At 69.4% G+C, this 24942-nt stretch carries 24 protein-coding genes; 14 read left to right on the plus strand and 10 right to left on the minus strand.

Annotated features, from left to right (window positions below):
- Positions 1-16 precede the first annotated feature (16 nt).
- Entirely contained in the window at positions 17-754 is a 738-nt protein-coding gene (locus tag JRI60_RS12985; protein WP_204226162.1) for a glutamine amidotransferase, read from the minus strand.
- Positions 755-835: 81 nt separating this feature from the next.
- Between JRI60_RS12985 and JRI60_RS12990 the strand changes: the two genes are divergently transcribed.
- The 3 genes from JRI60_RS12990 to JRI60_RS13000 all read left to right on the plus strand — a co-directional run bounded on the left by JRI60_RS12990 (position 836) and on the right by JRI60_RS13000 (position 3786).
- Positions 836-1021, plus strand: coding sequence for a hypothetical protein (locus JRI60_RS12990; RefSeq protein ID WP_204226163.1), 186 nt, complete (start codon positions 836-838; stop codon positions 1019-1021).
- Positions 1022-1076: 55 nt separating this feature from the next.
- Positions 1077-2534: a glutamine synthetase family protein gene (locus tag JRI60_RS12995; protein WP_204226164.1), complete on the plus strand. Its 1458-nt coding sequence runs from the start codon at positions 1077-1079 to the stop codon at positions 2532-2534.
- Between the two features lie 67 nt (positions 2535-2601).
- A complete protein-coding gene (locus JRI60_RS13000; RefSeq protein WP_204226165.1) occupies positions 2602-3786 on the plus strand; it encodes an iron-containing alcohol dehydrogenase in 1185 nt (394 codons plus the stop codon).
- A gap of 62 nt (positions 3787-3848) precedes the next feature.
- On the opposite strand, the gene JRI60_RS13005 is transcribed toward JRI60_RS13000, so the two are convergent.
- The 5 genes from JRI60_RS13005 to JRI60_RS13025 form a co-directional block, all read right to left on the minus strand.
- Entirely contained in the window at positions 3849-4502 is a 654-nt protein-coding gene (locus JRI60_RS13005) for a hypothetical protein (protein ID WP_204226166.1), read from the minus strand.
- Between the two features lie 131 nt (positions 4503-4633).
- Positions 4634-6469 carry an ArnT family glycosyltransferase gene (locus JRI60_RS13010; RefSeq protein WP_204226167.1) on the minus strand — a complete coding sequence of 612 codons (1836 nt, stop codon included), beginning with the start codon at positions 6467-6469 and terminating at the stop codon, positions 4634-4636.
- Positions 6466-7428, minus strand: coding sequence for a hypothetical protein (locus JRI60_RS13015; protein WP_204226168.1), 963 nt, complete (start codon positions 7426-7428; stop codon positions 6466-6468). The genes JRI60_RS13010 and JRI60_RS13015 overlap by 4 nt, the downstream gene beginning before the upstream one ends.
- The gene (locus JRI60_RS13020) at positions 7415-7927 is read right to left on the minus strand and encodes a hypothetical protein (protein ID WP_204226169.1); all 513 of its coding nucleotides are present in this window, start codon (positions 7925-7927) and stop codon (positions 7415-7417) included. Before JRI60_RS13020 ends, JRI60_RS13015 begins: the two co-directional genes overlap by 14 nt.
- 43 nt (positions 7928-7970) lie before the next feature.
- On the minus strand, positions 7971-9014 hold the full coding sequence (locus tag JRI60_RS13025; protein ID WP_204226170.1) for a CarD family transcriptional regulator: 1044 nt from the start codon (positions 9012-9014) through the stop codon (positions 7971-7973).
- 250 nt (positions 9015-9264) lie between these two features.
- Between JRI60_RS13025 and JRI60_RS13030 the strand changes: the two genes are divergently transcribed.
- Positions 9265-10080, plus strand: a complete 816-nt coding sequence (locus JRI60_RS13030; protein ID WP_204226171.1) for a hypothetical protein — start codon at positions 9265-9267, stop codon at positions 10078-10080.
- Between the two features lie 2 nt (positions 10081-10082).
- On the opposite strand, the gene JRI60_RS13035 is transcribed toward JRI60_RS13030, so the two are convergent.
- On the minus strand, positions 10083-10814 hold the full coding sequence (locus tag JRI60_RS13035; protein WP_204226172.1) for a hypothetical protein: 732 nt from the start codon (positions 10812-10814) through the stop codon (positions 10083-10085).
- A 145-nt stretch (positions 10815-10959) separates the two neighbouring features.
- Positions 10960-11304: a hypothetical protein gene (locus tag JRI60_RS13040; protein ID WP_204226173.1), complete on the minus strand. Its 345-nt coding sequence runs from the start codon at positions 11302-11304 to the stop codon at positions 10960-10962.
- A 150-nt stretch (positions 11305-11454) separates the two neighbouring features.
- Here JRI60_RS13040 and JRI60_RS13045 point away from each other — a divergent pair, with 150 nt between their 5' ends.
- Positions 11455-13260 (plus strand): acyl-CoA dehydrogenase family protein, encoded by a 1806-nt coding sequence (locus JRI60_RS13045; protein ID WP_204226174.1) that lies wholly within the window; start codon positions 11455-11457, stop codon positions 13258-13260.
- 69 nt (positions 13261-13329) lie between these two features.
- Here JRI60_RS13045 and JRI60_RS13050 read toward each other — a convergent pair whose 3' ends face one another.
- Together JRI60_RS13050 and JRI60_RS13055 are read right to left on the minus strand one after the other, a co-directional pair.
- On the minus strand, positions 13330-14052 hold the full coding sequence (locus JRI60_RS13050; RefSeq protein WP_204226175.1) for a PilZ domain-containing protein: 723 nt from the start codon (positions 14050-14052) through the stop codon (positions 13330-13332).
- Between the two features lie 108 nt (positions 14053-14160).
- The gene (locus JRI60_RS13055) at positions 14161-14772 is read right to left on the minus strand and encodes a hypothetical protein (RefSeq protein ID WP_204226176.1); all 612 of its coding nucleotides are present in this window, start codon (positions 14770-14772) and stop codon (positions 14161-14163) included.
- 347 nt (positions 14773-15119) lie between these two features.
- On the opposite strand from JRI60_RS13055, the gene mraZ reads away from it, so the two are divergent.
- The 9 genes from mraZ to murD all read left to right on the plus strand — a co-directional run bounded on the left by mraZ (position 15120) and on the right by murD (position 24938).
- Positions 15120-15572, plus strand: a complete 453-nt coding sequence (gene mraZ, locus JRI60_RS13060) for a division/cell wall cluster transcriptional repressor MraZ (protein ID WP_204226177.1) — start codon at positions 15120-15122, stop codon at positions 15570-15572.
- A 63-nt stretch (positions 15573-15635) separates the two neighbouring features.
- Positions 15636-16013, plus strand: a complete 378-nt coding sequence (locus tag JRI60_RS13065; RefSeq protein WP_204226178.1) for an STAS domain-containing protein — start codon at positions 15636-15638, stop codon at positions 16011-16013.
- A 12-nt stretch (positions 16014-16025) separates the two neighbouring features.
- Complete coding sequence (gene rsmH, locus JRI60_RS13070) at positions 16026-16934, plus strand: 16S rRNA (cytosine(1402)-N(4))-methyltransferase RsmH (protein WP_204226179.1); 909 nt, start codon at positions 16026-16028, stop codon at positions 16932-16934.
- Positions 16931-17341, plus strand: a complete 411-nt coding sequence (gene ftsL / locus JRI60_RS13075) for a cell division protein FtsL (protein ID WP_204226180.1) — start codon at positions 16931-16933, stop codon at positions 17339-17341. The genes rsmH and ftsL overlap by 4 nt, the downstream gene beginning before the upstream one ends.
- A gap of 11 nt (positions 17342-17352) precedes the next feature.
- Positions 17353-19365, plus strand: a complete 2013-nt coding sequence (locus tag JRI60_RS13080; RefSeq protein WP_204226181.1) for a penicillin-binding protein — start codon at positions 17353-17355, stop codon at positions 19363-19365.
- Between the two features lie 52 nt (positions 19366-19417).
- On the plus strand, positions 19418-20935 hold the full coding sequence (locus tag JRI60_RS13085; protein ID WP_204226182.1) for a UDP-N-acetylmuramoyl-L-alanyl-D-glutamate--2,6-diaminopimelate ligase: 1518 nt from the start codon (positions 19418-19420) through the stop codon (positions 20933-20935).
- A gap of 23 nt (positions 20936-20958) precedes the next feature.
- A complete protein-coding gene (locus tag JRI60_RS13090) occupies positions 20959-22359 on the plus strand; it encodes a UDP-N-acetylmuramoyl-tripeptide--D-alanyl-D-alanine ligase (protein WP_204226183.1) in 1401 nt (466 codons plus the stop codon).
- Positions 22360-23541: a phospho-N-acetylmuramoyl-pentapeptide-transferase gene (gene mraY / locus JRI60_RS13095; RefSeq protein ID WP_204226184.1), complete on the plus strand. Its 1182-nt coding sequence runs from the start codon at positions 22360-22362 to the stop codon at positions 23539-23541.
- 20 nt (positions 23542-23561) lie between these two features.
- Positions 23562-24938 (plus strand): UDP-N-acetylmuramoyl-L-alanine--D-glutamate ligase, encoded by a 1377-nt coding sequence (murD, locus tag JRI60_RS13100; RefSeq protein WP_204226185.1) that lies wholly within the window; start codon positions 23562-23564, stop codon positions 24936-24938.
- Positions 24939-24942: the final 4 nt, after the last annotated feature.

Below are 24942 nucleotides of genomic sequence, written 5' to 3' on the forward strand. Positions count from 1 at the left end.
TACTTCAGCCCCGCCCTCAGGTGAACCGCTCGACGAAGTTGCGCAGGATGCGCTGCCCGGCGGGCGAGGGAGCGAGCCCCGCCAGCAACCGGGGTACCCGCTCCCCGCGTCCATGGCCCCGGGCCGTTGCTTCGACCTCCAACTTCTCCGCGCGGGCCAGGATCAGGGCTCGCATGGCGGCCGGGTGGACCTCGGGGTGGAACTGTACCCCGCGGATGAGGGGCCCGAAGGCGAGCGCCTGCACCGCGGTGTTCATGTTGCCCGCCAGCACGGTCGCCCCGGTGGGGGCCTCCTCGACGATGTCCTCGTGGGTGGCCTGGACCGTGAAGCGCTCGGGCAACCCGTCGAAGAGTGGATCCTCGCGTCCCTCCTCGCTCAAGGAGACCTCCACGGTGCCAATCTCCCGGCCGTGGTGGTTGCGCACCACGCGCGCCCCGTGGGCGTACGCGAGCAACTGGTGCCCGAAGCACACCCCGAGCACCGGCACGCCGTGGGCCGCCGCACCCAGCATGAACTCCGCGGCGCGCTCCATCCACGGCTCCGGCTGCGTCACCGAGGCGGGCGAGCCGGTCATCATCACCGCATCGTAGCCCGTGGCACTGTCCGGCAACCGGGCGCCCCGGTGCACGTGGAGGATGTCGAACCGGCAGCCTCCGGGAGCGAGCGACTCGACGAACCAGTGCTCATAGTCACCTACGCCGAGTCTCACGGAGTGGGCCGCATCACCCGCTTTCAACAGGAGAACGTTCTTCATCGTGCCTCTTGGTGGGTTGGGTTGCCGCGTTGGATGCCGCTCCCTAGCTTCGGCTGCCGCTTGCTGTTCCGAGGTGTCTTCATGTCCGACGCTTGCACGCTCCCTCCCCAGCTTCCGCTGCTCAAGCTGCGCATTGAGGGCCCGCATGTGGACCCCAGCAAGACGCCTCGCGAGGCGATCCTCGGCGGTGACTTGTCGCATCACATCCTGGAGGAGGGCTCTCTCCAGGTGAAGGCCGTGTGGATGAAGTTGCCCTCCGAAGTGTGAGGGGAAAGGTCCGGGCGCGCACATGGGCGTCGGGCGAAGGAGGAGGAGGAGGCCAATGGCGAACCGTTCCAAGGCGAAGGTCATCACCCTGCCGCAGCCAGCCGGGAGGCGTGCGCGCTCGAAGGACAAGGGCGACACGGTCAGGCACCTGCGCGAGCCCTCGGGCACGGACCTGTTGCACAAGTGGTTCGAGGAGAAGGGCGTCAAGCAGGTGAAGATCGGCGCGGTGGACGTGGACGGCGTCTGGCGCGGCAAGTACGTATCGATGGACAAGTTCTTCTCCGCGTGCAAGAGCGGGCTGGGCTTCTGTGACGTGGTGTTCGGCTGGGACATCACGGACGAGCTGCTCGACAACACGCGGGTGACGGGCTGGCACACCGGCTACCCGGATGGGCACGCCAAGGTGGACCTGTCCACCGGCCGCATCATCCCGTGGGAGCCGGACACCGCGGCCTTCCTGCTGGACTTCATCAACCCGGACGGCACGCCCTTCGAGCCGAGCCCCCGGCAGCTCTTGCAGAAGATCGGCCAGCGCGCGCGCGACATGGGCTTCATGCCGAGGTTCGGCGCCGAGTACGAGTTCTTCATCTTCAAGGAGACGCCCCAGTCGCTGAAGGAGAAGGGCTACGAGCGCCTGACGCCGCTGACGCCGGGCATGTTCGGCTACTCGTGGCTGCGCACGTCGCTCAACGCGCCGCTGGTGCACGCCATCATCGACGGGTGCCGCGACTTCGGCGTGGAGCTGGAGGGCTTCCACACCGAGACGGGCCCGGGTGTCTTCGAGGCCGCCATCCGCTACGACGACCTGGAGAAGGCCGCGGACAAGGCGGCGCTCTTCAAGACGGTGGTGAAGGAGATCTGCGCGCGCCACGGGCTCACGGCCTGCTTCATGGCGAAGGTGGATCCGAAGCTGCCGGGGTGCTCGGGGCACATGCACCAGTCGCTGTGGACGTTGAGGAGCGACGAGAACGCCTTCCACGACGCCGAGTCGGCCGATGGCATGAGCACGACGATGCGGCACTACATCGGCGGGGTGATGGAGCTGATGCCGGAGCTCACGGCGCTCTACTGGCCCACGGTGAACAGCTACAAGCGCAGCGTGGAGAACACGTGGGCGCCGGTGACGGCGACGTGGGGCCGGGAGAACCGGACCACGGCGGTGCGGGTCATCGGGGACAGCCCCAAGTCGATGCGGCTCGAGTACCGCCAGACGGGCGCGGACATGAACGCGTACATCGGCATGGCGGCGAGCCTCGCGGCGGGTCTGTGGGGCATCGAGAACGAGGTGACGCCCCCCGAGCCGTGCGCCGGCAACGGGTACTCGGTGGATGCGCCGCGGCTGCCGCGCTCGCTGCGGGAGGCGGTGACGCTGCTCAAGGGGTCGAAGCGGGCGAGGCAGATCCTGGGCGAGGAGTTCGTGGACCACTTCGTGCGCACGCGCGAGTGGGAGGCGCGCCAGTACGAGCGAGCCGTCACGAACTGGGAGCTCGAGCGCTACATGGAGCTGATCTGAGCAAGCCCCCTCTCCCCCTGGGAGAGGGCTGGGGTGAGGGTCTTCATTTGTTGTCACGGGAGTACCGATGAAACCGTTCGACATGCCGAGCGAGCCGCGCATCACCGAGCTGTCCTGGCCCACGAAGATCGTCCTCGGGGCGGGAGCGCTGCAGCGGCTGCCCGCGCAGGTGGCGAGGCTGAACATGAAGCGTCCGCTGGTGGTGACGGACGCGGGCGTGGTGAAGGCGGGGCTCGCGCAGCGGCTGTACGAGGTGCTGAAGGCGGCCGGAGTGGGCTTCACGGTCTTCGACCAGGTGAAGCCCGACCCCACCGAGCGCGATGCCTTCGCGGGGCTGGAGATGTACAAGGCGGGCCGGTGCGACGGCATCATCGCGATTGGCGGAGGCAGCCCGCTGGACGCGGCGAAGCTGGTGCAGGTGCTCACCACGCACGAGCCGCCGCTGTCGCGCTACGACGACGCGACGGGCGGTGACCAGTACGTGCTGGACAACATGCCGCCGCTCATCGCCATCCCCACCACGGCGGGCACGGGCTCGGAGGTGAGCCGCTCGGGCGTGGCGACGCTCTCGGACACGGGGCGCAAGACGGTCATCTTCAGCCCGTTCCTCATGCCGAAGGCGGCCATCTGCGACCCCGAGCTCACGCTGGGGCTGCCGCCGGGGCCCACCGCGGCCACGGGCATGGACGCCTTCACGCACTGCCTGGAGGCGTACCTGTCCAACGGCTTCCACCCGCTGGCGGACGCGGTGGCCATCGACGGCATCGGCCGCGTGGCGCGCTCGCTGCCCCGGGCCGTGGAGGAGGGGAGCAACCTGGTGGCCCGCACCGACATGATGGTGGCGGCCATGGAGGGCGCCATGGCCTTCCAGAAGGGGCTCGGGGCCTGCCACTCGCTGGCCCATGCGCTCACGCCCATCTCCGGCGTGCACCACGGTCTGGCCAACGCCATCGTCCTGCCCGTGGTGATGGAGTTCAACCGCCCCGTCAGCACCGCGCGGCTGGCGCGCGTCGCCCAGGCCATGGGGGATACGTCGAACTCGCGGGAGGAAGTGCTCGCGGGTAATGCCATCGAGCGGGTGCGCAAGCTGAACGCCACCATCGGCATTCCCTCGCGCCTGCGCGACGTGGGCGTGCAGGAGAAGGACCTGGTGCGCATCGCCGAGAAGTCCTTCGTGGATGCCTCGCACCGCGGCAACCCGCGCCCGTGCACCCTGGAGGACCTGCTCGGCATGTTGCGCGAGTCGTTCTAACGGGCTCGGATACCCTCACCCCGACCCTCTCCCGAAGGGAGAGGGAAGGGGGGCGGACACGGTCACTTCATGGTGTCCGTGGCTGTCGCCGTGCCGCTGCCTCCACCGTTCGGCGGCGGCGTCAGCTTCGAGCTTTCATTCGGCGGCGGCGGCGCCGTGTTCTGCGTCGGCTCCTCCACCTCGGCCTCCTCGGTCTGGCTCTCCTCGGGCTGGTTGCCCTCGGTGGGGATGTCCGTCGTGCCCACCACCGCGCCCGTCACCGGCTCTCCTCCCGGCTTCGGCGTGAACTCGAGCATCTCCACCGTCACCGAGCCCGGCAGCCGGAAGTCCATCGCCGAGACGCGCTGCTTGTCGCGCAGGTCGTACAGCTGCTGCGCCACCGAGCCCGCCTGGATGCGCTGGTCCGAGAAGAAGATGTACGCACGGATCTTCCCCTCCTCCACCGGAATGCGGAAGCTCGAGTTGTAGATGCGCTTGCCGGTATCGCATTTGATGGACCGGTTCTCGCGCGTCATCGTCAGCTGACGGATGACACCCTTCTCCGACACCGTGAACAGCATGCAGTACGGGTGCTGTCCCTCCTTGGGAATGAACTCCACCGTGGAGCCCCCCAAGGCCTTGATCTCCGCGCGCGTGGGAATCGCTGGTTTCTGCTCGTTCTGGCAGCCCACCCCACCCAGCGCGACCATCGTCACGGCCCACATCCACCGAGTCATGTGTCCCTCCTCGAGACGTCAACCACGGTCGTGACCCGAGCCTAGCCCGGATACCCCGGGCTCCGCCCCTGGGGGCATCCCGCCGTCTCCGCCTGAACAGTCCGTTCCGTCTTGGCGCACCGCGCCATGACTCAGCGTCGCCGCTGGTAGACGACCACCTGAGGCGTCTCGTCCAGGTACAGCCCCGTGGCCGGTGTCTTCGTCCCGTAGGACTGCCACACCTGGAACTCGTGCTCGCGGAACTCCTGGTGGTACTGGTACGCCGCGACGTCCGAGTCGAACGGGCCACCCGGCTGCAAGTCGCCTCGCAGCATCCCGTTGCGCTGGTAGTCGCGGAACGACAGGCCGTTCACCTCGTGCAGGAACACGCGCCCGTTGCGCGGCGCGTGCTCGTTGATCCACGGCAGCACCGCCGTCACGTTGCTCGACCAGAACTGGCGCTGCATCCCCAGCGACGCCGCCCCCGGCACGCCGCCCGCCAGCTCCGAGTAGAAGCTCGTGCCGTAGGGGAACACGCGCACCAGCGCGAGGAGAGCCGGCAGCATCAACAGCGCGAAGACGGGGGCCGCCACCGCCGCCAGGGACAGCCCCGGCCAGCGCGCGCGCAGCCGCTCCACGAGCGCCTCGCAGCCCCGCGTCACCGCCACGCCCGCCAGGATTCCCAGGAAGGGCATCGCCGGCAGCCAGTGCTTCACCCCTCCGAAGTGCGGCACGTTGGGGTGGCTGATGATGAGGATGGAGGCCACCGCCTGGAATCCAATGAGCCCCTCGGCCAGGGACGGCACGCGCACCAGGGCCCGCGTGCGCTCGAAGAGGCTCAGCACCGCGCGCCCCACGAGCGCCAGCCAGCCCGTCACCATGGGCACGAAGAGGCTGGTGGGCACGGTGAGCGCCGTCTTCACCAGCACGTAGTCCAGGGGGAAGGGCGGCTCGCGCAGCAGCTTCCCCAGGTAGAACCAGGCGTAGTGGTTGTGCGTGGCGTGGAAGTTCAGGTACCAGGCCGCCCGCTCCACCGGCTCGTGCCAGAGGTAGGGCCAGTGCAGGTAGAAGGCCGCCGGCCCGCACACCACCATGGTGGCCATCGGCAGCAGGGCGAGCGCCGTGGGCGCGCTCACCTCGTTCAGCTTGTGCATCATCCCCAGGCTGCCCACCGCCAGCACGACGAAGAGCAGCGTGTGCGGGCTGAGCAGGAAGAACTTCCGCTGGAAGCCCACCGGCCCCAGGCTCACCCACAGCAACCCGTACAGCACCACCACGGCGGCGACGAGGCCCAGGACACGCAGCAGGCCGGTGCGCGCGGCGGGCTGGCCCTCGCTGGCCGTCCACGCACGCCACAGCGCGAAGGGCCCGAGGAAGAAGGGGAGGAAGAGCGCGTTGTGCTTGGTGCACAGCGCCAGGCCGAAGAAGACGCCGCACAGCACGCCCCAGCGCCTGTCCTCCAGCGCCCGCCAGAAGGCGTAGACGACCAGCAGCCACATGGCCGCCACCGGCATGTCGAAGCAGGCCAGCTCCGCGTTGAAGTACTGGCGCGGCACGAGCAGGAAGGAGAGGGCGGCGAAGAGGCCCGCGGTGCGTCCATACACCGCGCTGCCCAGCAGGAAGGTGAGGGCCGGCACCAGCGCCGCCATGGCGAAGGCAGGCAGCCGGAAGGCCGCCGCCGAGCGCATCCACCCCAGCGTCTCGTGGAAGAGCAGGTGCGACAGCCCGAAGAGCACCTTCATCAGCACCGGGTGCTCGTGGTTGTAGTCCCAGGCGCGGACGATGGCGCTGTCGGTGAGCGCTCGCGCCGGCTCGCGGAAGAGCTGCTGGAACCAGCGCGCGTAGCTCTCTCCCGCGTAGAAGTAGACGCTCTCGTCGCGCGTGAAGCCCACCGCGGCCTCGGTGGCCCACAGCGCCACGAAGGCCAGCACCCACAGCCCCAGCGCCAGCCAGCGCTCGTCCCGCGTCGCCGCCCGGCCCGCCGTCATGTGCCCTCCCTGGAGACGACGGCTCCGTCCCCGAGCGCGAAGACGTCCAGGCACACCTGCCGCGTGTCCGCGTTGTCCGCCTGCACCCAGACCTTCACCGTGCGAGGCTCGCCCGGCGGCAGCGCGCGAGAGGCCTTCTGCACGCCCTCCAGGCCCGGTGGCTGGGCCACCTGCACCAGCGACTCGTGGCTGGCCGCGTCCTCCACGCCGTAGTGCGTGGTCCTCAGGTGCGGCGCGCGCTGCACGGCGTACTCGAAGATGATGCCGCCCTCGAGCCGCAGCTCCGTGCCTCCGGGCACCCCGTCGAACTCGGCCACCAGCCGCTGCTTCCCGCCGGGGGCGTGCATCCACAGGCAGTGGCGCGGCTCGTAGAAGATTTCATGCCACTCGGGGGCCACGTAGAGGTGCGGAGGCCCGGGGCAGCGGTGCACGCGCCCGTCGAAGGGACAGTCGACGCGCGAGCCCTCCGGCGACTCCAGGTAGACGCGGGCCTTCGCGTACGCCTCCGAGGCCACGAAGCGCCGGGGCCGGTAGCGGCCGTTCTCGTACAGCGTCAGCTCCAGGTTGCCCGTGCGGCGCGGAGCCCCCACGGCGGTGCGTCCGGGCAGGAAGGCGGCGCGGAAGTCCGCGACCTCGGCCCGAGGCAGCTCCGGCTGGCCCAGCACCCAGACGCGAGGGTGCGCGCTCAGGTCGTCCTTGTCCGAGCCGAGGTAGCCGTACACCGGCAGCTCCGGCGGCAGGTAGAGCCGGGCCCTCTCGGTCCACCAGGGGAAGAGGAGCACCGCGTCGCCGGGGCGGGCCTCGGCGCGCAGCTGGTCCGCCACGGCGCGGTAGTCCGCCTCCGAGGGAAGCCGGCCGGGCAGACGGAGCTGGAAGACGAGGCAGGCGAGCGCGACGAGCAGCAGTCCCCCCAGCTCCACCAGGGGGAGGGCGCGCCGGATGGAGTCAGGACTTCGCAAGGCGGAGCTTCTGCTCGCTCTTCTCGCGGCAGAAGGTGCAGAAGTTGGCCTCACCCTGGGAGAAGGACGGCGTCCAGGGTGGATACATCGAGCAGCGCGGATCCAGGCAGTGGTGCAGGCCCCAGAGGTGGCCGAGCTGCTGCAGCGCGTTGCGGGCCACGGGCTTGAAGGACGTCTCGAGGTCCTTGTACCCGTGGGTGCTGATGATGGCCCGGCCCTTGTTGTAGATGGCGTAGCCCGGGGTGGGGGCCTTGCCGGAGGCCAGCTCGCGCTCCTTGAGCTTGCGCGAGGTGATGAAGAGGACCTTGTCGTCCTCGTAGGCCCGTACGCCCTTCATCTCCGCGAGCAGCTTCTCCGCATCCAGGGGCTCGGACATGCCCGCGGGCACCTCCAGCTGGCCGGAGTGCTCGCTGCCCACGCCGAACGCCGTATAGAGGGTCTGGCAGAGCTTCGCGATCTGCTTTTCGTCGAAGGAGTCCAGCGTCACGACGCGAATCACGGGGCGTCACCTCGAAGGGGGGACCACGGAGTCCCTGGGGGTGTCACTCATCGGCCTCGATGTCCTCATCGAGGTCGGAATCCAACTCGCTCTCCTCTGCCTCCTCGGGAGCCTTCGCCTTGGGCGGACGGCCGCGCTTCTTGGGCGCGGCGGCCTCGGCACCCTCGGGCTTGGGCTTGGGCGGACGGCCGCGCTTCTTGGGCGCGGCGGCCTCGGCACCCTCGGGCTTGGGCTTGGGCGGACGGCCGCGCTTCTTGGGCGCGGCGGCGGCAGCGGCCTCGGCGCCCTCGGGCTTGGGCTTGGGCGGACGGCCCCGCTTGCGCTTGGGTGCCTCCTCGCCCTCGGCTCCACCCTCGGCGGGAAGCGCCGCGGCCTTCTTCCGGGCCTTGGGCTCGCCCTCCTCGCCCTCCTCTTCGCCCGCCTCCTCGGAGGACTCCTCCTCCTCGGCGGGGGCCTCCTCCTCGTCCGGAGGCAGGTCCAGCTCGCTGTCGAGCCCGAGCAGGTCGGCATCCAGCCCGAGCTCCTCGTCGCCCTCCTCGCGCGTCTTGAACTCGGCGGCGGTGCGCTTGGGGCGCTCGCGGCCGGGCGGGAAGAGCACGAGGTCGATGGAGTCCTCGGCGTTGCAGTCGCTGGTGTTGAGCGCGGCGGCGATTTCAGAGACGAGCAGGTGGCGCGCGTTGTCGTACAGCTCGCGCTCCTTGGCGGGCAGCGGGCGCAGCTCGCTGAGCACCTGTAGTCCCTTGACCACCTCGGCCAGCCCCACCAGGCCACCCTGGGTCATACGGTCCAGGTTGGTCCGGGCGCGCTGCTTCCAGTCCAGGTCGGCCTTGTCACTGTCGGAGCGCAGGAACTCGAAGACCTGGGTGACGTCATCAGGTCCGGCGATCTTGCGCACACCGATGGTGAGCACCTTGGCCTGGGGGACCATGACGACGGCCCCATCTTCTTCGCGGCGCATGGTGACGAAGGTGAGCTTCTGCCCAGCCACCTCCTTCACATCGATGGCCGAGACGCGGCAGACGCCCTGGTTGGGGTAGACCACCCGGTCGCCAACCGCGAGCTGGAGTGACGCGGAGCCTTCTGGCATGTCCCCCTCGAGAATGCGAGAGCAGTAAAGGGTCGTAGCATCAAGCTACACAGGATGCCACGACTTACCTGAGGCGGTTGTCCGTTCTCCAGAGGTTCGTGCATCCAGCCGAGCGCATGTCCCGGGGCCAGCAGGGGAGGGGAGGGCGGATTTCCGCTACAGGACGTCACGGGTCCGTAGCGCCAGGGGCCTCCGGAGCAGGGGTCGCGGCTATCATCGCGCCCCGGGTGGAGAAGGACACGCCATGCGCATGAAGCGGATACTGTTGACGGGATGGCTCTGGCTGCTGGCGGTGGGCTGCAAGGAGGAGAAGCCGGCCGAGCCGCTCTCGTCGCTCGTGCCCGCGCCGCTGCCGAGGGTGGGCGCGCAGACCCAGGGGGAGAAGACGCGTGAGGCGCTCTTCGAGGTGACCCCGGCCGAGGTCCACGGCGAGCCCGTGCCGGACAAGGCGCTGCGGGTGGAGCTGGCGGGAGAGGTGGTGCGGCTCGGAGCGGAGCGCTTCACGCCCTCGCGGCCCGAGGAGCAGGCCCGGTTGCGCGAGCGCGTGAAGGAGCAGGTGGTGCTGGTGGTGCCCGACGCGGACACGTTCCTCGCGCAGACGTCCGAGCTGTTCGCCACCCTGCGCGATTCCGCGCGCGAGGTGTGGCTGCTCCACCCGGAAGCCCCGGTCGCCTACGGGTTGGTGCTGCGCGACGAGCAGGGCTTCCAGGCGTGGCTGGCCGAGGTCGCCCCCGGCAAGCTGCGCATCATCCAGCGCCAGGACGGCTTCGAGCTGACCACCAGCGTGGGGAAGCTGCCCGGCCCCGATGCCAATGGCCCTTCCGTCCCCGTACGCGGCGGGAAGCAGGACATCGCCACGCTGCGCAAGGGGCTCGGGAAGCTGAAGGGGCGCTTCACCACCTCCGAGGACATCTGCCTGGTGCCGTCCTTCGGCACGGAGGTGGCCCAGGCCGCGCGGGCGCTCAGCGGTGTGTACGCGGCGCCCGGCGAGCCCTTCTTCGAGACGCTGTGCTTCGTCTACCCGACGCCCCGGGCTCCCGTGGCCGGGGCTCCGGCGGGACAGTAGGGCTACTCGACGACGACGGTCACCTCGACCCTCTTCCAGAGCTCGGCCGTGCAGGAAATGAAGCCCTCGCACGCCTCCACTCCAGCGCTGCCCTGGCCGTACACGCTCACGACGTAGCGGCCGGGCCGCATCTGGGGAAGGGTGTAACGGATGTGGTTGCCCTCCACCTGGGTGGGGTTGCCCTCCACCTGGAGGTCCTCGCGCGACCCCGAGGCCTGACCGGGGCCCGCCACCTCCAGGGAGACATCCACCTTGGAGAGCCGGTCGGTCGCGGGCAGCCACTCGATGTCGATGACCGCTCCCGCGTGAACCGTGGCCTGCTCCTGGCCATTCACCCGGATGCGCCGCTCGGCGCGGAGCTCCTGGAAGACAGCGCGCTTGCTCGAGTGGCCATCCGACAGGACGATCTCGGTGCGCGCTTCGCTCGCCGGACGCAGCGGGCCCTTGAACGAGGGCTTCCGGCAATAGAAGGCGCCATCGAAGCTCAGGACCGATTCTCCCCGCTCCTCGAGGGAGAAGGTGTCTCCGTTGACGGTGAAGCGGGTGTCCTCGGGGATGCGGTAGCAGGGGGAGTCCCGGTCCCAGTCGAATCCGAAAGAGAACGAGTCGTGGTCACTGACCGAGCTGACCTGCGTGTAGAGCGTCGGACCCGGGATGTCCTTCAGGTCCCGGTCGAGGGTAGCGGGTCCGCAGGCCGTGGTGAGGATCGCGAAGAGAGGGACGAGCTTTTTCATGTGCGAGCCCCTAAGCACGCGCCGCGCCAATCCCTCGGAACAGGGGTTTACGCGGCGCGTCGTGCAGGGGGGTGCACAGGGACGGCACACGAGGGACGCACGATGCACAGCGTGTGTCCCTCGCTTCATGAGACGAGAGGGGGACTCAGTCCTGGTTGACGCAGACGGAGTTGGCGTTGCCCTTGAATCCGCCCACGCAGCGGTAGCCACTGCGGCAGTCCGCCTGCGTCTCGCACTTGAGGAAGCAGGCCGACACGTCGTTGGAGGCTCCCTCGCTCACGCAGGTGCTGCCCGAGGGACAGGTGTCGTCCTTGCCGGGCACGCAGCTCTGGGAGCAGTAGCCCCCAGGGGTGTAGTCCTTGTTGGTGATGCAGAAGCCCATGTCCCCACAGTCGACATCCGTGGTGCAGGCATCGCCCACCGTCGAGCCACAGCCCACGAGTCCCAGTCCCAGCAGCACCGCTCCCAGTACGTTCCAGCGCAGCTTCATGGTGTCACTTCCTCCGGAGTCCGAATCAACCACGGTTGAGAAGGGGCGGGCCTGTCGCTACTACCGCCCTGATGCACCGCGCCATATCTTGCCCGGCGCGGTGGCACAACTGCCTCCCGAGCGGGGAGGCAACCTCCTGGAGGATTCCGAATGGCCGCAGTGCTCGAGCAGGCTCGTCCCGGTGAGGTTCCCGTCGGTGGCGCCTTCCTCTTCAGTGACGTGGGCTCCGTTCGCATCATCACGCCCGAGCTGTTCAGCGAAGAGCAGCGTCTCTACCTGAAGACGGCGCTCCAGTTCTCCCAGGAGCAGGTGCTCCCGCAGGCGGACAAGATCGAGGCCAAGGACAACGCGCTGCTGCGCGACCTGCTGCGCCGCGCTGGCGAGCTCGGTCTGTTGATGATCGACATTCCCGAGGCCTATGGCGGCCTGGGCCTGGACAAGACCACCTCGCTGCTCATCGCCGAGGCCATGAGCCTCAATGGCTCGTGGTCCGTGTCCTTCGGCGCGCACACGGGCATCGGTACGCTGCCCATCGTCTGGTTCGGCGACGACGCCCAGAAGCGCAAGTACCTGCCGAGGCTGGCCACCGGCGAGCTCATCGCGGCCTATGCGCTCACCGAGCAGGGCAGTGGCTCGGACGCGCTGGGGGCCAAGACGAAGGCCGTGCTGTCCCCGGACGGCAAGGAGTGGATCCTCAACGGTTCGAAGCTCTACATCACCAACGCGGCCTTCGCGGACGTGTTCGTGGTGTTCGCCAAGGTGGACGGCGACAAGTTCACCGGCTTCATCGTGGAGCGCGGCACGCCCGGCTTCACCGTGGGGCCCGAGGAGCACAAGATGGGCATCCGCGGCTCCTCCACGTGCCCCCTCTACTTCGAGGACGCGCGCCTTCCCCGGGAGAACCTGCTCGGGGAGGTGGGCAAGGGGCACAAGATCGCCTTCAACATCCTCAACTATGGCCGGCTCAAGCTGGGCGCGGGGGTGATCGGCTCCATGAAGCTGAACCTGCGCAACGCGCTGCTCTTCGCGCAGGAGCGCAAGCAGTTCAAGACGCCCATCGCGAGCTTCCCGCTCATCCGCGAGAAGCTGGCGCGGATGACCACGCTCATCTACGCGGTGGAGAGCATGACCTACCGCACGGCGGGCCTGGTGGACGCGGCGCTCGCCGGGGCGGACAAGACGGCCGCGGACTACGAGGCGCGCCTCATCGCGGCCATCGAGGAGTACGCCATCGAGTCCTCCATCATGAAGGTGTACGGCTCGGAGGCGCTCGGGTACCTGGTGGATGACGCGGTGCAGATCCACGGTGGCGCGGGCTACATCGAGGAGTACCCGGTGGAGCGGGCCTACCGGGACGCGCGCATCAACCGCATCTTCGAGGGCACCAACGAGATCAACCGGATGCTCATCGCGGGCATGCTGCTCAAGCGCACGCTGAAGGGCACGCTGCCGCTCTTCGAGGTGGCGCAGGCGGTGGACGAGGACCTGGTGTCGGGGCGGCTGCCGAAGGCGCGGGTGCGGGACGAGCTGGCGGCGGAGGAGCAGGCGGCGGAGAACCTCAAGAGGCTGGCCATCTACACGCTGAAGGTGGCGGCCGAGGCGTTCGGTCCGAATATCGAGGAGCAGCAGGTGGTGCTGGCGACGGTGGCGGACATCGTGATGGACGCGTACGCGCTGGACTCGATGGTGACGCGCACGCGCCAGGCGGAGGTGGATGGGAAGCTCGACGCGGCGCGGGTGGCGATGACGCGGCAGTACAGCACCGAGGCCAACGCCCGCTCCTACGATCGAGCCCGCATCGCGCTGTGCGCCGCCGCGAAGGGGGACGCGCTGAAGGAGCACCTGAAGAAGGTGGCGCCGCTGGAGCTCTTCACGCCGTACGATCCGGTGGAGCTGCGCGAGACGGTGCTCAAGTCCGTGGAAAAGGCCACCGGCTACCCGCTCTCCGCGGTGTAACCCCCCTCCCTCTCCCTCTGGGAGAGGGTCGGGGTGAGGGTATACAGCCCCGTGTCCGTTACCCTCGGCTCACGGCATCTTCATCACCGCATCCATGCCGAAGCAGATGCGGGCGCGCCAGGGAGGCGGAGGCATGGACTCGAGGGAGAGCAGCTTCTCCAGCCGCTCGACCGTGTCCGGGCGCAGGGTGCCGAAGGTAACGCCGAAGGTGGGAAGCACCTCGGGGCCACCGGCGGAGGTCCAGGCGATCTCCCCGTGCAGCATGAGGGTGCCCAGGGTCAGCTCCATCTCCAGGAGGAAGGGCATGCCGACCTTCACCGAGGTGGGCAGGGCGGGGGCCTCCACCTCGAGCCCCACGCCGCCGCGCGACAGGTCGCGCACGAAGAAGGGGGGAGCGAAGGGGGTCTCCTCCTCCATGGCGGGCAGGTGCAGGGGGATGCGCGGGTAGCGGCGCAGCTTCTCGAAGGCCTGCATGTCGAAGACGCGCTGCAGCACCGCGTCCAGCCCGCCCCGGTCCTGGCCCGGGTCGTACTTCACGGTGATCATGTACCGCTCGCCGGGCTGGGGCGTCACGCGCACCACCTCGCCCACCACCTCCACCGGCGTGGTCACCCCGGGGTTGTGCATCTCGAACACGAAGCGCGTGCCCACCGGCAGGCTCTTGCGTGTCTGCAGCGTCACGCCTCCCCGGCCGATGCTGCGGGTGTACTCACTCAGCAGGGCCTCGGGCTTCTTGTAGGCCACCTTGAGGCGGACCTCGCCGAGGGCTTGTTTCGTCGCGGTCTGGCTCATGGGTACTTCTCCCCTGGAAGGGCTGGGTCCCTGATCATAGGACAAAAACGAGGCCGGGCCTCCAAAGTGGAAGTCCCGGCCTCGGGAAGACGACAGCACGCAGAGCGACTAGGCCTGCGGCAGCTCACCCGCGATGAGGGTGAGGGTCTCGTTGCTGTAGGTGTAGCTGCCTTCCGAGGTCTTGATGGTGCCGTCGGTCACGATCTTCACGCTGCCCGAGTGCAGCGAGGAGGCGGTGAGGTCCATGGTCAGCTTCACGTCCGCGTCGACGAAGTCGGAGACGTCGCCCTCGATGGTCAGCTTGCCCTTGAGGGTGGTGATGAAAGAGAAGCTGGCGCTGCCGTTGCCCACCTGCGAGGCGAACTGGAGCGTGGTCACCATGGTGCCGTTGTACTCGTTCTTCCCGTCCTCGCTGCAGGCGTCGTAGGTGACGCTGTACTTGAGGCTGCCGACCGGACCGGGATTGCTCAGGTCCAGCGTCAGGCCCGCCGTGCCGCCCTCGGAGCACTTGGCGGTGATGGTGATGTTGGTGGCACCGCTGGCCAGCGCCTGGTCCAGCAGCCGCTGCTCGGTCTTGCCGTCACGTCCCAGCGGCTTCGAGGCCTGGTACGCGGCCTGGGCGGCGCCCTCCTTGCCACCCCCCAGCTTCGCACCACCACCACAGGCCGCCAGGCCCGCCGCCATCGCGGAGACAACCATCAGACGAGAGAAGCGCGTCATGCGTGTACCTCTTCCTTACCTTGGGAGGGCCCTTGGGCCGCTCCGTTGGGAGTGCCTCGCCCACCGGCCAGGGCTCGAGGCGTGAGCGACCCCCCTCCGGGGTGCTCAACGGGCGGCAGTAATGCAGAGCCGCTCCTCCGGGGTCAATTCCGCGCTCTCCGCTCCACTTCTTCCCACTTCTTGAGTGCGCCCCCGTCTTTCCCCCGGACGACACGGGGTTGTACGCGCCTGTTGCATTTCTTGACCGGGTAGGGGGCCGCGCGTATTTTCCGCCGCCCAAAGTGGATCGGAGTGGGAAGGGGTGGCGTAATGTGGATCGGCCGGGCTGACAGGGTGGACCTCTCCGCGTGTTCCGAGGCGTCTATGAGCACCAGATCGACGCGAAGGGGCGAACGAGCCTCCCGGCCAAGCTGCGCGAGACGCTCGTGGGCGGGTACGACGAGCGCCTCATCATCACGACGGCGTTGGACCCCTGCCTGCACGCCTATCCGGTGCGGGAGTGGGAGCAGCTCGAGGCGGCACTCGCCAAGCGCAACCCGATGGAGCCAGGGGTGAAGACGCTCATGCGGCTCTACGTGGCCAGCGCCCAGGAGTGCCCGCTGGACAAGCTGGGGCGCGTGCTGATTCCGCCGTCGCTGCGCGCCCACGCGGGGTTGGACAAGGACGTGGTGTGGGCGGGGATGGTGAAGGTGATTGAGCTGTGGAGCCGCGAGGGCTGGGCCAGGGCCCAGGAGGAGGCGCGCAAGGAAGCCTCCAGCGCGGACGTCATGCGCGTGCTCACGGAGCTGCGCTCGCTGTAGCTGGCTGTAGCGCGCTGTAGCCAAAATCTGGACGGGACGTGGAAATCCCGGGAAGGTGGCGACATGAACCAGGCAGCCGAGTCACAGGGCATTCGCGCGGTCTCCAGCGGGCGCGTGGAGACCCTCATGCTCGAGGGGGAGCTTCTGGAGAAGGACCTCGCCCAGGTCTGCGAGGAGCTCGTGCGCCGCATGCAGCGGGGGCTTCGCAACGTGGTGCTGGACTTCAGCGAGGTGGACCACCTGGACTACCGCGGCGTGCCGGCCCTGGTGGCTCGCGCCGAGGCCTTCCGCAAGGCGGGCGGGGACATCAAGCTGGCGGGGCTCTCGCCCTACCTGGCCGCCATCCTGCGCGCCGCGGGGGCTCATGACGTCTTCGAGCTCTACCCCCATATGAACGATGCCCGGGCCGCCTTCGCCATGGCGCGGGCTCCCTTCGTCTGATGCGGGCGTCCCTTGGCTGACTTCAGCCACCAGACCGTCCTCCTCCAGGAGACGGTGGATGTCCTTCGACCGGGAGCGGGGAAGGTGATCATCGACGGCACACTGGGTGGGGGTGGTCACACCGAGGCGCTCCTCGCCCGGGGTGCGACCGTCCTCGGGGTGGACAGGGATCCGGTGGCGCTCGGCGCCGCCCGCGCCCGGCTCGCCGGCTACCCGGGCTTCAGCACCCGCCAGGGCAACTTCGGGGACCTGCTGGACGTGGCCGCGGACGTGCTGCCGGTGGACGGGGTGCTGGTGGACCTGGGCGTGTCCTCGCCCCAGCTGGACGTGGCCGAGCGCGGTTTCTCCTTCCAGAAGGACGGGCCGCTGGACATGCGCATGGGCGACACGGGCCGCACCGCCGCCGAGCTCATCGCCGAGGAGGACGAGGCGGAGCTGCGCCGCATCCTCGAGGAGTACGGCGAGGAGCCCTTCGCCAGGGCAATTGCCCGCGAGCTCAAGCGCACCCCGCCCGTGCGCACCCTGGAGGCCGCCGAGGTCGTCAAGCGCGCCGTGCCTCGCAAGGCCTGGCCCAACAAAATCCACGTGGCCACCCGCACCTTCCAGGCGCTGCGCATGGCGGTGAACCAGGAGCTGGAGTCCCTGGAGTCGCTGCTGGCCGCGCTGCCCCGGCTGCTGAAGGTGGGGGGCCGCGCCGCCGTCATCTCGTTCCACTCGCTCGAGGACCGGAAGGTGAAGGAGACCTTCCGGGAGCTGGTGGGCACCTGCAAGTGCCCGCCCGGGCTTCCGGTGTGCGTGTGCAAGGGCCAGGGAGACTTCGCCCTGGTGACGCGCAAGGCCATCGCCCCCTCGGACGAGGAGATTTCCGCCAACCCCCGTGCCCGCAGCGCGCACCTGCGCGTGGTGGAGAAGGTACGATGAACCACAGCAAGCCCAGCTCTCGTGTCGGTGGGAGTGGCGTGTCGGTCGCCAGTGTGCTGCTGCACCTGCTGCCCGCGGTGCTCCTCTTCGCCCTCTTCGCCGGCGTGGGCATCCTCCACGTCACGAGCCGCGTGCTGGTGGTGGACATGGGCTACCGCCTCTCCAAGGCCGAGTCCGAGGAGCGCGCCCTCACCCGGGAGAACGACCGGCTGAAGCTGGAGCTCGCCACGCTGAAGAACCCGGCGCGGCTGGAGAAGCTGGCTCGTGAGAAGCTGGGCATGGCCATGCCCGCGGGCCCGCTCGTCATCGCCCTGCAGCCGGAGCTGCCGGGCAACAAGCGTCCCGCCCGTGTGGAGGCCCGCGAGGCCCGCACCGTGCGCGTGGCGGAACGCGGCTCGTCGCACTGAGGGGACTCGTCGTGAGGGACTTCAAGACGGCGCGGGCTCCGGAGCCCACCACCAACGGGAAGTGGCTGCGGCTGCGCGTGCAGCTGCTCGCCTTCTTCTTCGTCGGCCTGCTGCTGGCCGCCCTCGGCCGCGCCGTGTTCCTCCAGGTGTACGAGCGCGACAAGCTGCGCGGGCTCGCCCAGGACCAGTACGTCCGTCAGATTGAAATCCCCGCCCGCCGCGGTGACATCTTCGACCGCCGCGGTACGCCCTTCGCCCAGAGCGTGGAGGTGGACTCCATCTGGGTGGACCCCTCCATGCTGCCGGACGTGAAGCAGGCCTCGCGCTCGCTGGCGAAGGTGCTCAAGCTGGACGTGGAGGACCTGCACGCCCGGCTCTCGAGGGCCAGGCGCTTCGCCTGGGTGAAGCGCCAGGTGACGCCCCGCGAGGTGGAGGCGGTGAAGGCCCTGGGTCTCCCCGGCTTCGGCTTCACCAAGGAGCCCCGGCGCTTCTACCCGCAGAAGGAGCTGGGTGCGCACGTCATGGGCATGGTGGGGCTCGACGGCCATGGCCTCGAGGGCCTGGAGCTGGCCTTCGAGGACGAGCTGTCCGGGCAGAACTCGCGCCTGTCCGGCTTCCGTGACGCCAAGGGCCGCAAGCTGCTCGTCACCGGCGCCCCGGACACCCTGGAGCGGCAGGGCGCCTCCGTCACCCTCACCCTCGACCGGCACCTCCAGTACGTCTCCGAGAAGGCCCTGTCCCGCGCCGTGGAGGAGTCCAAGGGCGTGGCGGGCATGGCCGTCGTGTTGGAGCCGAAGACGGGCGAAATCCTGGCCATCGCCAACCACCCGCGCTTCAACCCCAACACCCCGGGCCAGGAGGCCCGCGCCCACATCCGCAACCGCGCCGCGCTCGACGCCTTCGAGCCCGGCTCGACCATGAAGGCCTTCGTCGTCGCCGCCGCGCTGGAGCAGAAGGCCATCAAGCCCGACGACACCTTCTTCTGCGAGAACGGCGCCTGGGACATCGGCAAGCACACCATCCACGACACCCACGAGTACGGCTGGCTCACCCCGCAGCGCGTGCTCCAGGTGTCCTCCAACATCTGCGCGGCCAAGATTGCCCAGCAGCTGGGGCGCGAGCGGCTGGTTAAGGCCTACCATGACTTCGGCTTCGGCGAGCGCACCGGGCTGGCGCTGCCCGGCGAGGCCCGTGGCTCCATTCCCTTCCCCAAGGCGGAGGTGTCACTGGCCACCCAGTCCTTCGGCCAGGGCATGACGAGCACCGCCGTGCAGCTGGCCTCCGCCTGGGGCGCCCTGGCCAACGGGGGCCTCCTGATGCGGCCCTATCTCGTGTCCAAGGTGGTGGACCCGGACGGGGTGGTGCTGCTGGAGAACCGGCCCACCGAGGTGCGCCAGGTCGTCTCCACCGCCACCGCCCGGAAGGTCGTCTCCATGCTCGAGAGCGTGGTGACCAAGGAGGGGACCGCCCCCAGGGCCGCCATGGAGGACTACCGGGTGGCCGGCAAGACGGGCACCGCCCAGAAGGCGGATCTGGTGGCCCGGGGGTACTCCGACAAGCGGCTCGCCTCCTTCGTGGGCGTGGTGCCGGCCGAGAATCCCCGCGTCGTCATTCTCGTGATTGTGGACGAGCCGAAGACGGACGTGTACGGGGGACTCGTGGCCGCCCCCGCATTCAAGGAAATCGCTACCGCCGCCATGGCTCACCTGGCCGTCCCACCCTCCCGTGAGGTGCCGCTGCCGCCCACCGCCCTGCCGGTGGCGGCCGCCCAGCTCCCTCCCGCGAAGGTGGCGCCGGCCCGGCCCATGGTGGAGGAAGCAATCACCGAGAACGTGGAGCCGGGCTCCATCCGCGTTCCGGATGTCGTGGGTCAGGCAGGGCGCGAGGCGGTGACGAAGCTGCTCTCCTCGGCCCTGGAGCCACATTTGTTGGGTAGTGGACGCGTAGTCTCGCAGAGTCCCGCCGCCGGTTCGCTGGTGGAGAAGGGTGCGCGGGTGACGCTCGAGCTGGCAGCGCGGCAATGAGGCCGCCCCTGAGCTCGGCCTCGCGCTTGCGGCAGCATGTGAAGGGGAAACGATGAAGCTGACGGATGTCCTCGCAGGGTGTGGTGCCGAGCAGACCTCGGGGGGCAGGACCTCGGTCGACGTGACGGGGGTATCGCAGGACTCGCGCAAGGTGAAGCCGGGCGACCTCTTCGTCGCCGTGCCGGGCTCGAAGGAAGATGGTGCCCAGTTCGTGGGCGAGGCTGTCTCCCGCGGCGCCGTGGCGGTGGTGTCGGAGAAGCCGGTGTCCTCGCAGGTGCCCTTCTTCAAGGTGTCCAACGCCCGCAAGGCCCTGGCCCTCATCGCGGCCAACTTCTACGGCCGCCCCGCCGACCAGCTGACCCTGTTGGCGGTCACGGGCACCAACGGCAAGACGACCACCACCTATCTGCTCGAGGCGATGGCCACCGCGGCCTACTCCTCCACGGGCGTCATTGGCACGCTGGGCTACAAGGTGGGCGGCCAGTTCCATGCCACCGCGCACACCACGCCGGATCCGCTGGAGCTGCACCGCATCCTGCGCGAGATGGCGGACGCGGGCGTGGAGACGGTGGTGATGGAGGTGTCCAGCCACGCGCTGATGCAGGAGCGCGTGCACGGCATCACCTTCAAGGCGGCCGCCTTCACCAACCTGACGCGCGACCACCTCGACTACCACAAGGACATGGAGGAGTACTTCCAGGCCAAGCGCAAGCTGTTCCTGGAGAACCTCTCCCAGGGCGGCGTGGCCGTGGTGAATGGCGACGACACCTACGCCATCCGCATCTACAACGAGCTGCGCGGCCAGAAGCGCATGGCGTGGAAGTTCAGCCGCCAGGGCAACGGGGAGATCTCCTCCGCGGACGTGTCCTTCTCCCTGCAGGGCATCAAGGGCGTGCTGAAGACGCCCGCGGGCGACATCCCGGTGAAGAGCCGGCTGCTGGGGCCGCACAACCTGGAGAACATCCTGGCGGCGGCGGGCTTGGCGCTGGGCGCGGGCTTCGCGCGGCGCAAGGACGTGCAGCTGGGCATCGAGCGCATGGGCGGCGTGCCCGGCCGCATGGAGCGGGTGGAGAACCACGGTCCCGCCCAGGCGCCCTCGGTGTTCGTGGACTACGCGCACACGGATGACGCCCTCAAGCGCGCGCTGGAGGCGGCGCGGGCCATGGCCAAGGGCCGCGTCATCGTGGTGTTCGGCTGCGGTGGCGAGCGCGACGCGGGCAAGCGTCCGCTCATGGGCTCGGCGGCCGCGGAGAACGCGGACCTCGCGGTGGTGACGAGCGACAACCCGCGCACGGAGGATCCGGAGGAGATCATCTCGCAGGTGACCCCGGGCCTGGAGAAGGGCGGCCTGCGGCGCATCTCCGCCGGCAAGGCGAAGAGCGGTGAGAAGGGCTACCTCGTGGACGCGGACCGCAAGGCCGCCATCGAGACGGCGATCTCCCTGGCCAAGGAGGACGACGTGGTCCTCATCGCTGGCAAGGGGCACGAGACGTACCAGATCGTCGGTACCGAGAAGCGCGCCTTCGACGACCGCGAAGTCGCGGCCCGGGCGCTCGCCATCCGCACCTGAGCACGGGGAACCGCTGAGCCTCTATGGCCGCACGATTCACGGACGAGCAGGTGGTGCAGGCGACCGGGGCCACCCGTCGCGGCGCAAGGCCCGCGGCGGAGTATCCGGCCGTCTGCACCGATACGCGGGCCCTGGTGCCCGGGTGTCTCTTCGTGGCGCTGCAGGGCGAGCGCTTCGATGCCCATGACTTCCTCGCGCAGGCCGCCAGTGGTGGCGCGGCCGGCGCGGTGGTCAAGAAGGGCAGGGCGCTCCCCCAGCTCCCCGAGGGCCTCGCCCTCTACGAGGTGGAGGACACCCTGGCGGCGCTCGGTGCCCTGGGGCATGCGCACCGCGAGCGCTTCCGGATTCCGGTGGGCGCCGTGGGTGGCTCCAACGGGAAGACGACCACCAAGGAGATGGTGGGCGCCATCCTCGCCACGCGCGGCCCCGCGCTGAAGACGGAGGGCAACCTCAACAACGAGGTGGGGGTGCCCCTCACGCTCTTCCGCCTGGAGCCCTCGCACGTGGCGGCGGTCATCGAGACGGGGATGAACCAGCCCGGCGAAATCACCCGGCTCACCCGGGTGGTCCGGCCGGACGCGGGCATCATCACCGTGGTGCAGCCCGAGCACCTGGAGGGCCTGGGCAGCATCGAGGGCGTGGCCGAGGCCGAGGGCGAGATGTTCCGTGAGCTCCCGCCCGAGGCCGTGGCCGTGGTGAACGTGGACGACCCGCTCATTCCCGGGCAGGCCGCGCGCAGCCGGGCGAAGAAGCTGTCCTTCGGCCGGGCCGCGAACGCGGACGTGCGGCTCGCGAGTGTCACCCCGCGCGGCCGCGAGGGGCTGTCCCTCACCATCCAGTACAAGGGGAAGGACTGGCCGGTGAAGCTGTCCTTCATCGGCGAGCACAACGCGCTCAACGCCACGGGCGCCTTCGCGCTGTCGGTGGCGCTCGGCTACTCCCCCGAGGAGTGCGTGAAGGGACTGGAGGCGGCGCGGCCGTACGCACGCCGGCTCAACGTGGTGGATGGCCTGCACGGCACCACCGTCATCGACGATTGCTACAACGCCAACCCCGCCTCCATGGGCGCGGCGCTGGACACGCTGCGCTCACTGATGCAGCCCGGTGGCCGGGCGGTGGCGGTGCTCGGCGACATGCTGGAGCTGGGGCCCGGCGAGCTGGAGGAGCACACCAAACTGGGTGCGCTCGCGGCGAGCAAGGCGCAGCTGGTGGCGTTCTTCGGGCCGCGCTCCATCAAGGGGCACGAGGCGGCGGGCCTGGGCGGAAACGCGGCGCACTTCACCGAGGTCGAGCCCCTGTTGGCGTGGCTCCTGCCGCAGCTGAAGGCGGGGGACGTGGTGTTGGTCAAGGCGAGCCGTGGCATGAGGCTCGAGCGGGTGGTGGCGGGCCTCACCGGCGCCGCCTCTGCTGGAGGGGGCCACTAGGTGCTGCTCCTCATCTACGAGTGGATTCAGGGCACGGAAGCGGCGCGGTTCCTGAACTTCCTGCGCTACCCCACCTTCCGCATCGTCGCTGCGGCGGTGGCCTCGCTGCTGCTGGGCATGTTCGTCGGCCCGAGGCTCATCGCGCGGCTGCGCCTCAAGCAGCACGGGCAGAGCAACGTGCGCGAGGACACGCCGGACACGCACCAGAAGAAGAAGGGCACGCCCACCATGGGTGGCGCGCTCATCCTCATGTGCATCGCGGCCGGCACCTTCGTCTTCGCGGACCTGAAGAGCCGCGCGGTGTGGGCGGCGCTGCTGCTCACCCTGGGCTACGGCTTCATCGGCTTCCTGGATGACTGGCTGAAGCTGTCCAAGCGCAACTCCAAGGGGCTGGCCGGCCGGTACAAGATGGTTCTGCAGACGGTCTTCTACTTGGTGGCCGTCTTCGGGCTGATGTGCTCGTGGACGGGGCCGGATGGGGCCTTCACCGGGCCGAACCTGCTCATCGACACGAAGCTGACGCTGCCCTTCGTGCCCACGCGCCACTTCAACCCGGACTTCGGCTGGTTCTACGTGGTGTTCGGCTGGGTGGTGGTGGTGGGCACGTCCAACGCCGTCAACATCACCGACGGTCTGGACGGCCTGGCCATCATGCCGACCATCATCGCGGCCACCACCTTCACCATCCTCTGCTACGTGGCGGGCTCGCTGACGCGCATCGCCGACGTGGAGACGGTCAATGGCGTCGCGCAGGTGGTGGGCGTGCCCCTGTGGCGCTACCTGGGTGTCCCCGAGGTGCCCGGTGGTGCCGAGCTATCCGTCTTCTGTGCCAGCATCGTGGGCGCGGGCATCTCCTTCCTCTGGTTCAACGCCTACCCGGCCTCCGTCTTCATGGGCGACATCGGCTCGCTCGCGCTGGGGGGCGCGCTCGGTGGGCTGGCGGTGCTGTCCAAGAACGAGGTGGTCTCCGCCATCATCCACGGCGTCTTCTTCGCTGAAATCCTCAGCGTGATGATCCAGGTGACGTCCTTCAAGCTCACCGGCAAGCGCGTCTTCAAGATGGCGCCCGTGCACCACCACTTCGAGCTCAAGGGCATGGCCGAGCCGAAGATCATCGTCCGCTTCTGGATCGTCGCCATCCTCTGTTCGGGTGTGGCGCTCCTGTCACTCAAGCTGCGCTAGGTAGAGGGGGGGAGGCGCGCATGACGCCCGACCTGAAGGACCGCGATGTCGTGGTGTATGGGCTCGCCAAGAGCGGGTTGGCCGCCATCCGCCTCTTGCAGGCGAAGGGCGCGCGGGTGACGGCGCTGGACGCGCGCACCGAGGAGGCCCTGGGCGACACGGCACGCGACCTCAAGGCGCGCGGCGTGACGCTCGTCACCGGCCCCACGCCGCCGGGGCTGCTGGAGTCGAAGCAGCTGGTGGTGGTGAGCCCGGGCGTGCCGCTGGCTCTGCCCGACCTCCAGAAGGCGCGCGCCGCGGGGGTGCCCATCTGGGGCGAGGTGGAGCTGGCCTGGCGCTACCTCTCGCACGTGCCGCTCATCGGCATCACCGGCACCAACGGCAAGAGCACCACCACGGCACTCACCGGCGAGCTCTTCCTGAAGGGCGGGCGGCGCACCTTCGTGGGCGGCAACCTCGGGCGGCCGTTCGCCGAGGCGGCCCTCACCCCCGGAGACTGGGACGCGCTGGTGGTGGAGCTCTCCAGCTTCCAGCTCGAGGGCATCGACACGCTGCGGCCCCGGGGCTCCACCATCCTCAACCTCACGCCGGACCACATCGACCGGTACGAGAGCCACGCGGCCTACGGCGCGGCCAAGGCCCGCATCTTCCGCAACCAGGCGCAGGGCGACTTCGTGGTGGTGAACGCGGAGGACGCGGACGTGATGCGGCTGGCCGAGGCCGCGAAGGTGCCCGTCTACGGCTTCAGCCTCACCGGGCGCCCCGTGGCCTTGAGCCCCACGCTGGCCGGCCTGGCGGTGGCGAGGCCCGGGGGCTTCCGCTTCGAGGGAGTGGGGGAGAAGGGCGAGTCCTTCACCCTCACCAACCGCGCGCTGCGTGGGGGCCACAACGCGCAGAACGCCATGGCGGCGGCGCTGCTGGCGCGGCTGGCGGGCGTGCCGCACGAGGCGGTGCAGGCGGGCCTCGACAGCTACCCCGGCCTGCCGCACCGGCTGGAGAGCGTGCGCGTGCTGGACGGCGTGGAGTGGGTGAACGACTCCAAGGCCACCAACGTGGACTCGGTGCTGGTGGCCCTGCGCGCCTTCGAGAAGGACGTGCTCCTCATCGCCGGGGGCAAGGGCAAGGGCGCTCCCTACAAGCCCATGGTCGACGAGGGCCGCGGCAAGGTGAAGGGCGTGCTCACCATCGGCCAGGACGCCGACACCCTCGCCCAGGCCTACGAGGGGGCGGCCCCGGTGTACGCCTGCGGGACGCTCGCGGAAGCTGTACGGCGGGCCAAGGCCCTGGCAAGATCCGGTGACACTGTACTTTTGTCACCTGCATGTGCCTCGTACGATCAGTTCCAGAACTTCGAGCACCGGGGCGACACGTTCAAACGCCTCGTCGGGGAGCTCTGAATCC

This window comes from Archangium violaceum (assembly GCF_016887565.1).
Classification (GTDB): domain Bacteria; phylum Myxococcota; class Myxococcia; order Myxococcales; family Myxococcaceae; genus Archangium; species Archangium violaceum_B.

Bases quoted from the DNA above. Each gene is read 5' to 3' on its own strand.
- JRI60_RS12985 (WP_204226162.1), bottom strand. From the start codon at position 754: ATGAAGAACGTTCTCCTGTTGAAAGCGGGTGATGCGGCCCACTCCGTG.
- JRI60_RS12990 (WP_204226163.1), top strand. From the start codon at position 836: ATGTCCGACGCTTGCACGCTCCCTCCCCAGCTTCCGCTGCTCAAGCTG.
- JRI60_RS12995 (WP_204226164.1), top strand. From the start codon at position 1,077: ATGGCGAACCGTTCCAAGGCGAAGGTCATCACCCTGCCGCAGCCAGCC.
- JRI60_RS13000 (WP_204226165.1), top strand. From the start codon at position 2,602: ATGAAACCGTTCGACATGCCGAGCGAGCCGCGCATCACCGAGCTGTCC.
- JRI60_RS13005 (WP_204226166.1), bottom strand. From the start codon at position 4,502: ATGACTCGGTGGATGTGGGCCGTGACGATGGTCGCGCTGGGTGGGGTG.
- JRI60_RS13010 (WP_204226167.1), bottom strand. From the start codon at position 6,469: ATGACGGCGGGCCGGGCGGCGACGCGGGACGAGCGCTGGCTGGCGCTG.
- JRI60_RS13025 (WP_204226170.1), bottom strand. From the start codon at position 9,014: ATGCCAGAAGGCTCCGCGTCACTCCAGCTCGCGGTTGGCGACCGGGTG.
- JRI60_RS13030 (WP_204226171.1), top strand. From the start codon at position 9,265: ATGAAGCGGATACTGTTGACGGGATGGCTCTGGCTGCTGGCGGTGGGC.
- JRI60_RS13035 (WP_204226172.1), bottom strand. From the start codon at position 10,814: ATGAAAAAGCTCGTCCCTCTCTTCGCGATCCTCACCACGGCCTGCGGA.
- JRI60_RS13040 (WP_204226173.1), bottom strand. From the start codon at position 11,304: ATGAAGCTGCGCTGGAACGTACTGGGAGCGGTGCTGCTGGGACTGGGA.
- JRI60_RS13045 (WP_204226174.1), top strand. From the start codon at position 11,455: ATGGCCGCAGTGCTCGAGCAGGCTCGTCCCGGTGAGGTTCCCGTCGGT.
- JRI60_RS13050 (WP_204226175.1), bottom strand. From the start codon at position 14,052: ATGAGCCAGACCGCGACGAAACAAGCCCTCGGCGAGGTCCGCCTCAAG.
- JRI60_RS13055 (WP_204226176.1), bottom strand. From the start codon at position 14,772: ATGACGCGCTTCTCTCGTCTGATGGTTGTCTCCGCGATGGCGGCGGGC.
- JRI60_RS13065 (WP_204226178.1), top strand. From the start codon at position 15,636: ATGAACCAGGCAGCCGAGTCACAGGGCATTCGCGCGGTCTCCAGCGGG.
- ftsL (WP_204226180.1), top strand. From the start codon at position 16,931: ATGAACCACAGCAAGCCCAGCTCTCGTGTCGGTGGGAGTGGCGTGTCG.
- JRI60_RS13085 (WP_204226182.1), top strand. From the start codon at position 19,418: ATGAAGCTGACGGATGTCCTCGCAGGGTGTGGTGCCGAGCAGACCTCG.
- JRI60_RS13090 (WP_204226183.1), top strand. From the start codon at position 20,959: ATGGCCGCACGATTCACGGACGAGCAGGTGGTGCAGGCGACCGGGGCC.
- murD (WP_204226185.1), top strand. From the start codon at position 23,562: ATGACGCCCGACCTGAAGGACCGCGATGTCGTGGTGTATGGGCTCGCC.